Source organism: Gemmatimonadaceae bacterium, from assembly GCA_035606695.1.
In the GTDB taxonomy this organism is placed as follows: domain Bacteria; phylum Gemmatimonadota; class Gemmatimonadetes; order Gemmatimonadales; family Gemmatimonadaceae; genus JAQBQB01.
This window is the reverse complement of the sequence record DATNEW010000043.1, coordinates 108,594-122,905: the sequence shown is the minus strand read 5'-3', so window position 1 is coordinate 122,905 and position 14,312 is coordinate 108,594. Positions and strand designations below refer to the sequence as shown.

The 14,312-nt window shown below is 65.8% G+C and carries 14 protein-coding genes; 7 read left to right on the top strand and 7 right to left on the bottom strand.

The features are described 5' to 3' along the window. Positions 1 to 277 precede the first annotated feature (277 nt). On the top strand, positions 278 to 1,666 hold the full coding sequence (locus tag VN706_23275) for an AMP-binding protein (protein ID HXT18569.1): 1,389 nt from the start codon (positions 278 to 280) through the stop codon (positions 1,664 to 1,666). A 16-nt stretch (positions 1,667 to 1,682) separates the two neighbouring features. Here VN706_23275 and VN706_23270 read toward each other — a convergent pair whose 3' ends face one another. The 3 genes from VN706_23270 to VN706_23260 all read right to left on the bottom strand — a co-directional run bounded on the left by VN706_23270 (position 1,683) and on the right by VN706_23260 (position 4,724). Then, positions 1,683 to 2,732, bottom strand: a complete 1,050-nt coding sequence (locus tag VN706_23270; GenBank protein ID HXT18568.1) for a hypothetical protein — start codon at positions 2,730 to 2,732, stop codon at positions 1,683 to 1,685. A 76-nt stretch (positions 2,733 to 2,808) separates the two neighbouring features. Continuing rightward, positions 2,809 to 3,594 carry a helix-turn-helix domain-containing protein gene (locus tag VN706_23265; protein HXT18567.1) on the bottom strand — a complete coding sequence of 262 codons (786 nt, stop codon included), beginning with the start codon at positions 3,592 to 3,594 and terminating at the stop codon, positions 2,809 to 2,811. Between the two features lie 20 nt (positions 3,595 to 3,614). Beyond that, positions 3,615 to 4,724, bottom strand: a complete 1,110-nt coding sequence (locus tag VN706_23260; protein HXT18566.1) for an HD domain-containing phosphohydrolase — start codon at positions 4,722 to 4,724, stop codon at positions 3,615 to 3,617. Between the two features lie 74 nt (positions 4,725 to 4,798). Between VN706_23260 and VN706_23255 the strand changes: the two genes are divergently transcribed. The 6 genes from VN706_23255 (at position 4,799) to VN706_23230 (ending at position 10,676) form a co-directional block, all read left to right on the top strand. Further along, the gene (locus VN706_23255) at positions 4,799 to 6,037 is read left to right on the top strand and encodes a PLP-dependent aspartate aminotransferase family protein (protein ID HXT18565.1); all 1,239 of its coding nucleotides are present in this window, start codon (positions 4,799 to 4,801) and stop codon (positions 6,035 to 6,037) included. Between the two features lie 130 nt (positions 6,038 to 6,167). Next, positions 6,168 to 7,139, top strand: a complete 972-nt coding sequence (locus VN706_23250) for a M48 family metallopeptidase (protein HXT18564.1) — start codon at positions 6,168 to 6,170, stop codon at positions 7,137 to 7,139. Further along, positions 7,124 to 8,440 (top strand): phosphoribosylamine--glycine ligase, encoded by a 1,317-nt coding sequence (gene purD / locus VN706_23245; protein ID HXT18563.1) that lies wholly within the window; start codon positions 7,124 to 7,126, stop codon positions 8,438 to 8,440. The genes VN706_23250 and purD overlap by 16 nt, the downstream gene beginning before the upstream one ends. Continuing rightward, positions 8,424 to 9,251, top strand: a complete 828-nt coding sequence (gene mutM / locus VN706_23240; GenBank protein HXT18562.1) for a bifunctional DNA-formamidopyrimidine glycosylase/DNA-(apurinic or apyrimidinic site) lyase — start codon at positions 8,424 to 8,426, stop codon at positions 9,249 to 9,251. Before purD ends, mutM begins: the two co-directional genes overlap by 17 nt. Further along, positions 9,230 to 10,363, top strand: a complete 1,134-nt coding sequence (locus VN706_23235; protein ID HXT18561.1) for a UvrB/UvrC motif-containing protein — start codon at positions 9,230 to 9,232, stop codon at positions 10,361 to 10,363. The genes mutM and VN706_23235 overlap by 22 nt, the downstream gene beginning before the upstream one ends. A 133-nt stretch (positions 10,364 to 10,496) precedes the next feature. Then, positions 10,497 to 10,676 (top strand): hypothetical protein, encoded by a 180-nt coding sequence (locus VN706_23230; GenBank protein HXT18560.1) that lies wholly within the window; start codon positions 10,497 to 10,499, stop codon positions 10,674 to 10,676. A gap of 68 nt (positions 10,677 to 10,744) precedes the next feature. Here the strand turns inward: VN706_23230 and VN706_23225 are convergent, their stop codons facing one another. Genes VN706_23225 through VN706_23210 form a run of 4 tightly spaced genes read right to left on the bottom strand, consistent with a single transcriptional unit; the run spans position 10,745 to position 14,293 of the window. After that, positions 10,745 to 11,230, bottom strand: coding sequence for a metallophosphoesterase family protein (locus tag VN706_23225; GenBank protein HXT18559.1), 486 nt, complete (start codon positions 11,228 to 11,230; stop codon positions 10,745 to 10,747). Continuing rightward, positions 11,227 to 11,847: a flavin prenyltransferase UbiX gene (locus tag VN706_23220; protein ID HXT18558.1), complete on the bottom strand. Its 621-nt coding sequence runs from the start codon at positions 11,845 to 11,847 to the stop codon at positions 11,227 to 11,229. Before VN706_23220 ends, VN706_23225 begins: the two co-directional genes overlap by 4 nt. Then, complete coding sequence (locus VN706_23215) at positions 11,844 to 12,824, bottom strand: UbiA-like polyprenyltransferase (GenBank protein HXT18557.1); 981 nt, start codon at positions 12,822 to 12,824, stop codon at positions 11,844 to 11,846. The genes VN706_23220 and VN706_23215 overlap by 4 nt, the downstream gene beginning before the upstream one ends. Further along, positions 12,821 to 14,293, bottom strand: coding sequence for a menaquinone biosynthesis decarboxylase (locus tag VN706_23210; protein HXT18556.1), 1,473 nt, complete (start codon positions 14,291 to 14,293; stop codon positions 12,821 to 12,823). The genes VN706_23215 and VN706_23210 overlap by 4 nt, the downstream gene beginning before the upstream one ends. Positions 14,294 to 14,312: the final 19 nt, after the last annotated feature.

Here is a 14,312-nt window from a genome sequence, read left to right as displayed (position 1 = left end):
AGGCAGCCGTCATCCCGAGCGAGCGAGCGCAGCGAGCGTGAGCGCTCTCTGTCATCCCGAGCGAGCGAGCGCAGCGAGCATGAGCGCCCTCCGTCATCCCGAGCGAGCGAGCGCAGCGAGCAAGTCGAGGGACCCCCGTCCCGACGGAGGAGCCATGCGCAGCGCACCGCTGAGAAGGGGATCCCTCGACTCCGGCGCTACGCGCCTCCGCTCGGGATGACGAAAAGAGGGCGCGCTACGCGCCTCCGCTCGGGATGACACAGCTACTTTTGTCCCCATGCCGGACCCGTTTTCTCTCCTCCCCCTCGCAATCGCCGCGCACGGCGGCCGCATTGACGAATTCGACGCGCAACAACTCGTCGCCGCAGGCGTCACGCTGCTGCAGCGAAGCGCGCCACTCGTGCGCGCGTTGACGGCCAAGCGAAGTGCCATTCTCCTCCCCACGACGCCCGCGTTTTTTGTGGCGCTCGCCGCGTCCGAAGGCCGCGGCGCGGTGCTCATCAATCCGCTCGCCTCGCGACACGAAGCGGCGCACTGCGTCGACGACGCGAACGTCGGCGCCGTCTTCACGAACGCCGCGCTCGCGCCGCTGCTGCCACCGAACCTTCCGCGCGTGTTGCTCGACGATGCGCCGCGCAGCGCCACGTTCTCGTCACCCGACGTCCAGCGAACCATCGATCTCGGCTCGCATCAGGGATTGGCCATCGAAGGCGATACCGACGTCGCGGGCAGCGACGACGAAGCCGCGATCGTCTACACCTCCGCGATGCGCGGCACGCCACTCGGCGCCATTCTCTCGCACCGCAGCCTGTTGTCGAATGCGCGCGCGACGATCGTTGCCGGGGAACTCACCGACGCCGACGTGGCGTTGGCGCTCTTGCCATTCTCGCACCTGTTCGGTCTGACTGTTTCCGCGAACGCTCCGCTGCTCGCCGGCGCTCGCGTCATCACGATGCCGCGATTCAATCCGGGCCGCGCCGCCGAACGCATCGCGGCGGGCGAGATCACGGCCGTCATCGGCGTTCCCGCCGTCTTTCGCGCGCTGCTCGCGGCGCTCGAGCGTCTTGGCCGCGGCGCGGGCGCGCTCCGCCTAGCCATCTGCGGCGGCTCGCCGCTCTCGACGTCGTTGCAGGAGCGCTGGTCCAACGCTACGGAGGTCGAGCTTCGGCAGGGCTACGGTCTCACGGAAGCAGGTCCCGTGTGCCTCTTCAACGCCGTCGATCGGCCCAACGCGCGCGGAACGCTTGGGCGCCCGTTCCCAGGCGTCGACGTTCGCATCGACGACGGCGAGATCTGCGTGCGCGGTGACAACCTCTTTTCGGGCTACGTCTCGCATGGCGACGCCGGCCTCTTCGTGCAGGACGGCTGGCTGCACACGGGCGATCGCGGCCGCATGAATGCCGACGGCACGGTGACATTTGAAGGCGTCATCAAGCCGATGTTCACTCGCAACGGCTTCAACATCTATCCGGCGGAGATCGAGCGCGCCGTTCGCGAGCTGGCCGGTGTCGATGCGGCGATCGCAACTGCGACGCCCACGGATGAGGACCGCGAGCCGGAGATCACCCTCGAGGTGCGCGGCTCGGTGACCGAAATGGCCGTGCGCCAGTGGTGCTCCGAGCGGCTCAGCCTGTACAGGCAACCGACGTTTGTACGAGTTTTATAATTATCATTTTATAATATCACATCTTGGCCGCGATGGCCCGCAACGCGGCGTCGAACGTCCCGCGGCCATCCAGCCACGGTTGCCAATACCGCGCGAGCAAGGGCCGCATGCCGTCCATGTCGTTGGTGCGCTTCCAGAAACCGGTGCGCTCGCCGAACGGGATGTAGCCGGGGATCAGCGCCGCCACGGTCTCCCCCGCGGTATAGAAGATGAACACGTGCGTGGGATCGCGTCGCATTCGTTTCCTCTCGGCACGCGCCTGGGCTTGAAAGTGCGCGAACAACGTGTCGTCCATCGTGTGAAGAACTTCGTGAAAGAGCGTCTTCAACCCTGCCGCACCGTACGCCATGGGATCGAAGGCTCCCATGTTGATCCGGCTCGGCTGAGTCGTAGTGTACGCGCCGGCCCAACTGGTGTACTCGGAGACGTCGACGCGGACTGGCGCATCCGGCCAGCTCGTAGCGAACGCGCGTGCCTCGCGCGCCGCGGCGGCGTTGCCATATCGCGCGAGGTATGGGCGCACTGACGCAATCCACGCCGAGTCTGCCGCGCGATGACGCGGCCACCACAGGACGCGATACACCGGCATCGCCTCGGCAAGCACCGACGTGAGCTCTGAATCCAGACGCGCGTCGGCAAGCGGCGACGACGCACCGAGATCGGACAGGCGATCCGTGATCGCAACGAGTGTCGTATCGAAGAGGATGTCGCGCTGGGCGAATGTCCGGTCGTAGTAGTTGAGCGCACGATCCCACGCTCCACGCTCGCGAGCGGTTAGCGATCCAATGCCGGCCGTGTCGGCCGCAGCGCGGCGAGGTCCCTCGCGGCCGGAGTCCAATCCGCGTCGCCCGCGCGCCGCTTCATAGAGAAAGTGGTGAAGGTTGACCCACGGATTCACCCGAAAATCGAACAGGGGGTCGGGCATCGTGACGCGTGCAACCGAGGATCCGGTCAGCCCCCGCGCGCGCCGCACCGCGCACGCGCCGAGCCCGATGAGCGCCGCCACGATCGCGAAACGCGTCACACGCTCGGCGCGCGATACGATCGAACGCTGTGAGATTCGCATGCCTCGATCACCCTCGAAGAGATGATCGGACGTTACGCATTTGGCGATCGGTGCGATTGAACGAAACGGAAGGTCGTCAACCCCGCGCGAGAAACGCCGACGGACTCTCGCCGACGAGCGCGGTGCAGTCGCGCACGAGATGCGAGTGATCCGCGAATCCCGTTCGTGCGGCGATCGTGCTCCATGTCGACCGCGGCTGCGCCAGGCGAATCTCGAGCGCGGCATGAACACGGCGGATGCGCAGAATGCGACGCACGCCGATCCCGACGTGCGCCGAGCTCCATGCCCTCAGGCCGCGGTCGCTCATGCGGAACTGTGTCGCGATCGCGCGAACGTCTCCGGACTGCTGCCGCGCCAAGGTCTCGAGCAAGCGTGCGCGATGATCGAGTGGGCGTCCGTGTCCGGCGAGCCGCGCGATCACTCTCGCCAGCTCGTGCGCGATCTGTTCCGGCGACCGCCCGTGGAACCGTTCCGCCGCCCCACGCTCCGCAGGGGGAACCATCGAGTCGAACGGTGTCGCGCGATCCGTGAGGCTCGACGCGTCAACGCCAAAGAGTGCCGGCAACGAGCCAGGCCGAAGACGAACACCGACGGTCAGTTGCCGGCCGCCCAGGTGGATCCGGGCGTGTACCCGCCGTGCGCCGACCACCACCAACCGGTGACGATCACCCCGTCCGTCATTGAGCAAACTATAAATGAGATGCGGAGCATCGTCGGCCACGACTGTCCAGTGGTGCGTCGCTCCGACGTCATGGCGCGTCGAGTCAATCCAGAGGAGCTCGGCGATCGCACCGATGGATGGCGGCGCCGGAATGATGCGCGTCGTCGCCCGACCGCGTCCGCCCTGGTCCAGCGTGATCATCTCACTCGCGCTCCGCCGTGTTACGCACGATTCGGGACGGGATACGTCGCCGTCCGCGGCAGCAGTTGCAGCTCGCCGCGCTCGGCCGCGCTCACCACGGCGTCGACCACCGCCGGATCGAACTGCGTACGGCTGCAGCGGCGAATCTCCTCCACGGCCATCTCGAGCGACATCTCGCTCGCGCGGTACGGGCGATCGCTCGTCATCGCGTCCAGGGCGTCAGCGGCCGCGGCAATGCGCGCCTCGAGCGGAATCTCGTCCGTGCTCAACCCGTCGGGCACGCCCCGGCCGTCGTAGCGCTCGTGATGCGAACGCACGATGTTCAGCGCGTTCGGCGTGTCGCCCAGGAGCGGCGCGAGAATGCGCCAGCCGAGCACCGGATGTGTCATGATGTGCTGATACTCTTCGGGCGTCAGACGATCCGCCTTGTTCAGCACCGACTCGCGCACGCCGATCTTGCCGATGTCGTGCACGTGGCCGCCGAGCTCGATCTGGCGCAGCATCTCACCGTCCAAGCCCATCGTCTGCGCGATGATGCTCGAGTACTGGCTCACCCGGATCGAGTGGCCGCGCGTATAAGGATCCTTTAATTCCAGGGCCTCGGCGAGCGACTGTACGCTCGCCAGGAAGAGCTCCTCGAGGCGCCGCGCCTGCACGGCGACGCGCTCCTCGAGGCTCTCGCGATATGCCCGGAGCTCGAGCACCATGCGCCGCTTCTCGAGCGCCTGCGCCACGCGGGCGCGGACGTCCTCGAGCTGGTACGGCTTGATGACGTAGTCGGCCGCGCCGATTGCCAGACAGTTCACGGCGATCTCGACGTCAGCCACCGCGGTGATCATGACCACGGCGACATCCGGAAAGCGCGAGCGGATTTCTCTCAGCAGCGCGAAGCCGTCCATCTTCGGCATGCGCAGATCGCTGAGCACGAGGATGGCCGGATACTTCTCCAGCTGCTCGAGCGCCTCGACGCCGTTGCCGGCCTCGACGCACTGGAAGCCGTCGCTGCGCATCAGGTGCACCATCACCTGGCGAAGTCGCGGCTCGTCGTCGACGATGAGGCAATACGGCAACGCCGCGCCTGATTCGGCGGCCGAACCGGCAGCGGTGATGCTCGAAGCGGAAGCGTTCATGACGTTCGGTTCGGTTACAGCCAGGGGTCGAGTGGGGTTAATTTCCACATACCCCAAGCAAGCAGAGTATCGGCATGACCCGTGTTTTTGATGACGATCTCGTGCCTGGTTTTGGCACCCGCGCCATTCACGCCGGCCAGCGGCCCGAGCCGCTTGCGGGCGCGATCATGACGCCCGTGTACCTCACGTCGACGTACGTCCAGGATGCCCTCGGCCAAAACAAAGGATACGAATACGCGCGGGGCAAGAATCCCACCCGCGAAGCGTTCGAGCGAAACATCGCGGCGCTCGAGAACGGCCGCCATGGGTTTGCGTTTTCGAGTGGTATGGGCGCCATCGATTCCATCATGAAACTGTTTCGGGCAGGCGATCACATCGTTTGCGCCGAGAACGTGTACGGCGGCACGTTCCGCCTGTTCGACAAGATTCTGCAGCACATGGGGCTGTCGTTCAGCTACGTGGATACGCGCGATCCGCAGCGCATCGCCGATGCGATGACGCCGACGACGCGCGCGGTGCTGGTGGAAACGCCCAGCAATCCGCTGATGCGCCTCACCGACATCGCGGCCGCCGCCCAGATCGCGCACGATCAGGAGGCGCTCCTCATCGTCGACAACACCTTCGCCTCGCCGTATTTCCAGCGCCCGCTCGATCTGGGCGCCGACATCGTCTTCCACTCGACGACAAAGTACCTGAACGGCCACAGCGACATGATCGGCGGTTGCGCCGTCGTGCGCGACGACGATCTCGCGGCCCGCCTGCAGTTCATCCACAACGCCGCCGGCGCGGTCGCTGGTCCGTTCGATGCCTGGCTCGCGCTGCGCGGCACCAAGACGCTGCACCTTCGCATGCGGCAGCACGACGTGAACGGCCGCGAGATCGCGAAGTGGCTGGCGCACACCGTCGGCGACGAAAACGTGTTCTACATCGGCCTCCCGTCGCATCCGCAGTACGAGCTGGCCAAGCGACAGATGTCGGGGTTCGGCGGCATGATCAGCGTGGAGCTGGGCACGCGCGAGCGCGCCGCGCACGTGCTCGATCGCGTAAGAGTGTTCGCGCTGGCGGAATCACTGGGTGGCGTCGAGTCCCTGATCAGCCAGCCGGCGGGAATGACGCACGCGTCGGTGCCGCCCGAGCGACGTGCCGCGATGGGGCTCTCCGACGGCTTGATCCGGCTCTCGTGCGGGGTCGAGGATACACCCGATCTGCTCGCGGATCTGGAGCAGGCGTTCGAAGGGCTGCCGGGAACCGCGAGTCGCCAAACGGGCGCCGGGAGAAAATCGCGCGACACTATCGGCGCGGGCAGCACGTAGTGTCATCCCGAGGAGCGAAGCGACGAGGGATCTTTCGTCTGGGTAGAGCGGCTGGTTTCTCCTGTCAGGCCCCTCTATCATGACGCCAGATTCGTCGCTTCGCTCGGAATGACACCAGCCGGGATTCCCGATGCCCAGAACTCAACTCGTCCAGATCTCGTCCCGCGCCTGGGAGCACCCCGCCGACCGCGCGGCGCTCAACACCCTGCGCGCGATCCCCGGCTTCGATGAAGTCGTGCGCAAAGTGGCGTCGTTCTTCGGCGAGCGCGGCGTTCGGCAGCTCTTTCTGGGCGACGCGGTCAAGGTCACGGCGGGGCAGCGGCCGAAGCTGAACGCGATGTGGACGGAAGTGCTCGAGACCCTGGATTGGCCCGAGCGCCCGGAGCTCTACGTTACCCAGACGCCGATCGTGAACGCCATGGCGGTCGGCTTCGAGAAGCCGTTCGTAGTCGTGAATTCAGGAATGCTCGAGACGCTCACCGACGAGGAGCTGCGCGCCGTCCTCGGCCACGAGCTCGGGCACATCATGAGCGGACATCCGACGTACACGACGATCGCGATCATTCTGCTCTACTTCGGCGTCAGCAACCTGCCGTTCCTCGCCGCGGTCGCCATCCTGCCCTTCCAGCTCGCGCTGCTCGAGTGGTATCGGAAGAGCGAATTCTCCGCCGACCGCGCCGGATTGCTGACCGTGCAGGACCTGAACACGGTGATGAGCACGGAGATGAAGCTCGCCGGCGGGCGCGAGTTCGGCGACACCCTGCGCGTCGAAGAGTTCATTCGCCAGGCCGAGCAATACGAGACCGGCGGCGATGCGTGGGACACGGTGCTCAAGATCATGAACACCGTCATGCGCACGCACCCCATGCACACGGTGCGCGCCGCGGAGCTCATGCGCTGGCATCGCGCCGGCGGCTACGACAAGATTCTCTCCGGCGACTACCTGCGCCGCGGCCAGAACGATCACGATCAACCGCTGTCGGAAGATTTCGCCGACGCCGCCGGCTATTACGGCGAAAAGACGCGCGAGACGATGAACACGTTCAAGGACAGCATCAGCAAGGCGCGTGATGCGGTGAGCTCGGCTTGGCGCAAACGGTAAAGGTACTGATCGTCGGCGGCGGCGGGCGTGAACACGCGCTGGCCTGGCGCCTGCTGCACGAAGGTCGATACGAGATCCTCGCCGCGCCCGGCAATCCGGGCATCGCGCAGCTCGGCAAATGCGTTCCAATCGGCGCCACTGAGGTCGAAGCCCTCGTCGCACTCGCGCGCGACGAACATGTCGCATGGACCCTCGTGGGCCCGGAAGCGCCGCTTGCCGCCGGCATCGCCGACCGCTTTCGCGCCGAGGGCCTCGCCGTGTTCGGCCCGACACAGGCCGCCGCGATGCTCGAGACCTCCAAGGCGTTTTCGAAATCTGTAATGATCGAAGCCGGCGTTCCGACCGCGCACGCGACCACGTGCGAGACGCTCCATGACGCCGAGCGCGCGATCGCCGAGATCGGCGCGCCGCTCGTCGTGAAGGCGTCGGGCCTCGCCGCGGGGAAAGGCGTCATCATTTGCGCGACGACCGACGAAGCCCAGCGCGCGGCCACCGCGATGATGAGCGACAACATCTTTGGCGACGCGGGTAATACCGTACTCATCGAAGAATTCATGGAAGGCGAAGAGCTTTCCATGTTCTTCATCACGGATGGCGAATTCACGGTCGCGCTCCCGCCGGCGCAGGACCACAAGCGACTGCTCGACGGCGACCGAGGCCCCAACACCGGCGGCATGGGCGCATACTCGCCGGTGTCGATGGTCCCGCAGAACGCAGCGCTGTTTTCCGACGTGCGGTCGCGTGTCGTCCAACCGACACTTCGAGCAATGCAAAGCCGTGGAACGCCCTTCACCGGTTTGTTGTACGTCGGACTGATGTTGACGGCGGACGGCCCCAGGGTTGTGGAATTCAACTGCCGCTTCGGCGACCCCGAGACACAAGTCGTCATGCCCGTGATTGCGGGTTCAGTCGGCGCGTTGATGCAGCGCGTTGCATGCGGTGAATCACTCGGGGCCGACAGCGTACTGGCGTGGCGCGGCGCCGCTGTGACGACGGTGCTCGCCGCGAGCGGATATCCCGAGAAGCCGCGGACGGGCGATGCGATCGAGATTCCTGACGCGCCGACCAACGTGCTCGTGTTCCACGCCGGCACAAAGCGCGGTCGCGACGGCCGTCTCGTTACGGCGGGCGGACGCGTCCTTGCCGTCACGGGGCTGGGCGACACGATCGAGGAAGCGCAGACCAGAAGTCAGCGCTTCGCGGATACCGTGCGCTTCGACGGCAAGCAGCATCGCAGCGACATCGCGTGGCGGGAACTGGCGCGCACGAGCAGCGCGATGAAGGGTGCCGGAGCTACCTGAGACCGAGACCATCGCGCGCGATCTCGATCGCGAGATCGCGGGGCGCCGCGTCAACACCGTCATCGTGACGCGCGGCGACGTCCTGCGCGAAGTCGGGCCGCTCGCATTTCAGCGTCGCGTGAGTGGAACGACGATTACGCGCGCGTGGCGGCGAGCCAAGCTCGTGATTCTGGATCTCTCGACGGGTGAGCGCATCGTGGTGCAGCCGCGCTTCACCGGCGCGTTGCTCATCGACGCCGGCGCCCTTCCTGATCAGGAGCGCCGCTATTCCACGCTCGAGCTCGTTCTCGACGACGGCCGCTCTCTCCACTACCGCGACATCCGACGACTCGGCACCGTCGCGCTGATGTCCCCGACACGATTCGCCGCCTACACCGCGCCGCTTGGCGTCGAGCCACTTGACCCCGCCTTTTCCGCAGAGCATCTATCGGTACTTCTTCGGGGCAGCCGGCAAGCCGTGAAGAAGGTGCTGATGGACCAGCGCGTCGTGGCCGGGATCGGCAACATCTACGCGAACGAATCACTCTGGCGGGCGGGGATCGACCCTTCGCGCGCCGCCAATCGCATCACTTCAACCGAAGCGCACGCCCTTCGCGACGCAATCGTCGGCGTGCTCGAGGAATCCATCGCGCTGCGCGGCACGAGCTTTCGCGACTATCGCGACGCCACCGGCCAACGCGGCGGATTCGTCGAAAAGCTCTCGGCGTACGGCCATGCGGACGACCCCTGCCCGCGCTGTGGACACCGACTCATCGGGACTCAAGCCATCGACGGACGAATGACCGTGTTATGCGCGCATTGTCAAAGGTAGCGCTGCTGCGTCCGCCGACGTCGGACGAGCAGCTCGCCGCCATGCGCACGCACGTGAAGTCGACGGCCGCGGACAAGCCGGGCGTCTACCGCATGATCGCCGCAGACGGCGAGATCGTGTACGTCGGCAAATCGAAACGCCTCCGCTCGCGACTGCTCAGCTACTTCCGCTGCGCGTTCCCCGAAGAGAAAGGCGCCCGCATTCTCCGCGACGCCGATCGCATCGAGTGGGAGTACACGCCGAGCGAGTTCGCCGCGCTGCTTGGCGAGTTGCGGCTGATCAAGAGGTACCGTCCGCGCTTCAACGTGGCGATGAAGCGCGATGGGCGGAACTACTGCTTCATCAAGCTCACGAAGGGGCCGGCGCCGAAGTTCGTCGTCGTACGCGGCCCGGGACACGATGACACGGCGATTTATTACGGGCCATTCCTGGGCGCGATGGGTGTGAACGAATCCGTCCGCGAGCTCAACGACGTGCTCGGCCTGCGCGATTGCGCCATCGACCAGCGCATGAACTTCGCCGATCAACCCGAGCTCTTCGACATCACGCCTCGCACGCCCGGCTGCATTCGCTTCGAGGTGAAAAAATGTCTGGGCCCGTGCGTCGGCGGTTGCACCGTGCAACAGTACGACGAACGCCTTGCGCTGGCGCGCGCCTTCCTCGACGGATCCAACGATGGTCCGATGGAGCATCTGCGCCGCGAGATGGAAGCAGCCAGCGACCGTCTCGAGTTCGAGCGCGCCGCGGCATTGCGCGACAAGTTGAAGCGTCTCGAGGCGCTCAAGCAGCAGTTCGGCCGTCTTCGCTTCGCGGTGGAAACGCTGTCGTTCGCGTACACCGTTCCCGGCGCCGAAGGCGACGATCGCGTCTATCTCATTCGCCGCGGCCGGGTGCGCGCCGAGGCGCCGCGTCCGACGACGCCTGACGATGCCGCGCGGCTGATGCAGATGATCGAGGATGTGTTCACACCCGTCGAGCGCGACACGGGCCAGATTCCAACGCACGAGATTGACGAGCTGCTGCTGTTGTCGTCGTGGTTCCGGCGTTTTCCGAACGAGCTCGAACGGACGAGCGCGGCTCGCGCTGTATCGCCGCTCGCCGTGGCATCTTGATGGCTCTGGCCGCCGCCGTTGGCGCGCCTCCTGCGATAGTGTCCAAATGCGCGGCGGGCGCGCGATGTTCCGGGGACACGTGGGGACGACAATGGCGACGACTTCCTGGCAGGCGACAACTCTGTTGAAATGCGTGAGCACGAAACCCTGGCTCGTCTATCCAGGATGCGACGAGCCCGGCGGCTGCCATGATCTCACGCTCGGTAAGATCTACGAATCGCTCGGGATCGAGGGCAGCGGGTCGTTCTACCGGATCATCGATGACTCGGGCGAGGATTATCTCTACCCGGTGTCGCATTTCAAGGAAGTGTAGTTGTCATCCTGAGGCGCAGCGACGGACAGGGGCCCTTCGCTTCGCTCAGGATGACACGCGGCCTTCGCTCAGGATGACAGCTCGATCAACGAGATAGACACCTCGCCTTGCACGATCGTCATCCGCGCCACACTCGGCAGCAAATTGAACCTCCGCGCGCCCGCGGCGCCCGGATTCACCACCCACCGCCCGCCTTCGTTCGTCACCAGCTGCTTGTGCGTGTGACCGTAGACGATCACATCGGCATCATAGCGCTCTAACAACTTCGCCGGCGTCGGACTTCCGACTTCGTGCCCATGACTCACGTGGACGCGCAGGCCGCCGATCTCCAGGTCGATCGCGGTCTCGAGGCGCGGTTGTCCCGGCGGATCCGTGTTGCCGTACACCGCGCGCACCGGCGCGATTGTCTCGAGCTCGTCGAGAATGTCGTCCCCGCCAACGTCGCCCGCGTGCAGAATCAGCTCGACCCCGGCGAGCGCCGCGTGCACATCCGGCCGCAACAGACCGTGCGTGTCGGAAATGAGCCCGATGACGTGCGTATGGGCGTCACTCACTCCAGCTCGGCCTCACCGCCCCAGCGCCGAGCAAGCTGGTTGGGCACGCCCAGGTGATCCATGACTCTGGCAACCATAAAGTTGACTAAGTCAACTATTTCTGCCGGGCGATGATAGAACCCGGGCGCCGCCGGCATCACGATGGCCCCCGCGCGCGTGACCGCGAGCATGTTCTCGAGATGTATCGCGCTCAGCGGCGTCTCGCGCGGCACCAGCACCAGCGGACGACGTTCCTTCAGCATGACGTCCGCGGCGCGCTCGATGAGCGATCGCGACGATCCCTGCGCGATCGCGGATAGCGTGCCCATCGAGCATGGACAGATCACCATGCCGGCGTTGAGCGCGGAACCGGACGCCGGCGCGGCGCCGCGATCGTCGTCCGAGAAGAGCCGCACATGCCGATCCCAGGCCGCCGCACCCACGCGCTCGCGCAATGCGTCGATCGAATCGATATCGGTTTCCGTGCGCAGCAGGCGGAATCCGTGACCGGATATGATGAGCTGCACCGACCGCTTCGCCTGGAGCAGGCCTTCGAGCAGGCGCACCGCGTATGGCGCGCCCGAGGCGCCCGTGATCGCGACGACGATCGGCCGGTCGCCCGCGCCGCGGTCACTCATCGAGCGAGGAGGTGCCCGGCGTAGAGCGCGGGCGTCGCGTTCACCAACCGCTCGACGAGCACGCACGCGAAGAAGACGATGCTGATCACGCCATTCATCGTGAAAAACGCCGCGTCGAGGCGCGAGAAGTCGTCGTGCTTCACGAGTGAGTGTTCGTAAACGAGCAGCGCCGCCGTGACGCCGACGCCGATCGCGTAATACGATCCGCCGGACGCCGACGCGAACGTCGCCGCGCCGACGAGTGCCAGGCACGTCACGGTGAGCAGATGCAGCGCGCGCGCGAACAGGAGCGCGCGCCGCTCGCCAAGAGTCGAGGGCAGCGAATAGAGGCCTTGCCCGCGATCGAATTCCACGTCCTGCAATGCGTACAGCACGTCGAAGCCGCCACCCCACGTCGCCACCGCGAGCGCCAGCGCGACGAGCATCCACCATGGCGTGCTCCACGCGCCAGTGATCGCCAGATAGCCGCCCACCGGCGCGATCGACATGCCGACGCCGAGCACGAGATGGCACCAGCGCGTGAAGCGCTTGGTGTAGCTGTAGAACATCACCCAGGCCAGCGCGAGCGGAGAGAGCATCGCGCAGAGCGGATTGAGACGCCACGCCGCGTAGACGAAGAGCAGCGACGCGACACTGACCGCCGCGATCGCCTCCGTGACGCGCAGCGCGCCACTCGGCAGCTCACGTTGGCGCGTGCGCGGATTGCGCGCGTCGATCTCGCGATCGACGATGCGGTTGAAGCCCATCGCGGCGAAGCGGGCGCACGTGAACGCGAGGACGATCCAGCCGATGCCGCTCCATGTCACCGGGGCGTGATAGGACGCGAGCACGACACCGACGAGCGCGAACGGCAGCGCGAACAGCGTGTGCGGCAGCTTCACGAAGTTGACGTACGTGACGAGTCGGGAGCCGCGGTGCGCGAAGGTCTGGCCTTCGCGCGATGGGCGGTGGGCGATGGGCGATGGGCGGTTAGTCATGGGATACCCAACGTGCTCCACATCGCGTCAACGCGTGCCTTCGTCTCCGCATCCATCTCGATCACGCCCGGCCACTCGCGCGTAAAGCCCTCTTCGGGAAGCTTCTTCGTCGCGTCCAATCCCATCTTCGAGCCATACGTGAACGCGCGGCTCGAATGATCGAGCACGTCCATCGGGCCCATCGTGAATCGCGCGTCGCGCTCGGGATCGATGTTGTTGAGCGCCACCCACCACGCTTCCTGCGGGTCGCGCACGTTCACCCACGCGTCGACGATGACGAGCACCTTGGCGAGCGACATCAACCCCTGCCCCCAGAGCGCGTTCATCACCTTGTACGCCTGACCCGGATACTCCTTTTTGATGGAGACGAATACGAGATTGTGAAAGATGCCTTCCGCCGGCATGTGATAGTCCACGATCTCGGGAATCGTGAGCTTGAGCAGCGGCAGGAAGATACGCTCAGTGGCGTGGCCGAGATAGAAGTCTTCCATCGGCGGCCGGCCGACGATCGTCGCGGGCATGATGGGATTTCGCCGCATCGTGATCGCCGTGACGTGCACCTGCGGATACAGATCCGCGAGCGAATAGAATCCCGTGTGATCGCCGAACGGTCCTTCGGTGACGAGCGCCTCCGCGGGATCGATATAACCCTCGAGCACGAAATCCGCCTCGGCAGGCACCTCGAGATCGCACGTGATCGCTTTCGTCAACGAAACCGGCTTGTTGCGTAGGAAGCCCGCGAATAGAAACTCATCGACTGTGGGCGGCAGCGGCGCGCTCGCCGTGTACATCGACGGCGGATCGGCGCCAAGCGCGATGCACACCGGCATCTTCTCACCACGCTCGGCCATCTCGCGCCAATGCGCGGCGCCCACCTTGTGGCGCTGCCAGTGCATCGCGAGCGTGGTCTTGCCCGTCTGCATGATGCGATACATGCCGACGTTTCGAATGCCGCGCTTGGGATCGCGCGTGATCACCATCGGGAAGGTGATGTACGCGCCGCCGTCCTCGGGCCAACACTTGATGAGCGGCAGCTTGTCGAGATTCACCTCGTCGCCGCGCCACACCACCTCCTGGCAGGGCGCATCGCCGCGCCGCATCCGCGGAGGAAACTTTCCCACCTCGAGCAGACGCGGCAGCATGGACAACTTCCCGATCAGCCCTTCGGGCACCTTCATCTCGAGCAGCTCGGTGATGCGCGCGCCGATGTCGTCCAGGTTGTCGACGCCCATCGACATGCTCATGCGGCGCATCGATCCGAACGTGTTGATGGCGACGGGAAACGCGGACCGTTCGCCGTTCATGAGCGTGACGTTCTCGAAGAGCAGCGCTTTGCCGCCGCTGGGTGACTTCATCACGCGGTCGGAGATCTCGCACAGCTCGAGCTCCGCGGACACGGGCCGAGTGATGCGGACGAGCTCACCGGCGGAGTCCAGCTGGTGGATGAACTCAGAAAGTGTGTCGGTCACGACGGGTGGCGAATAAAAT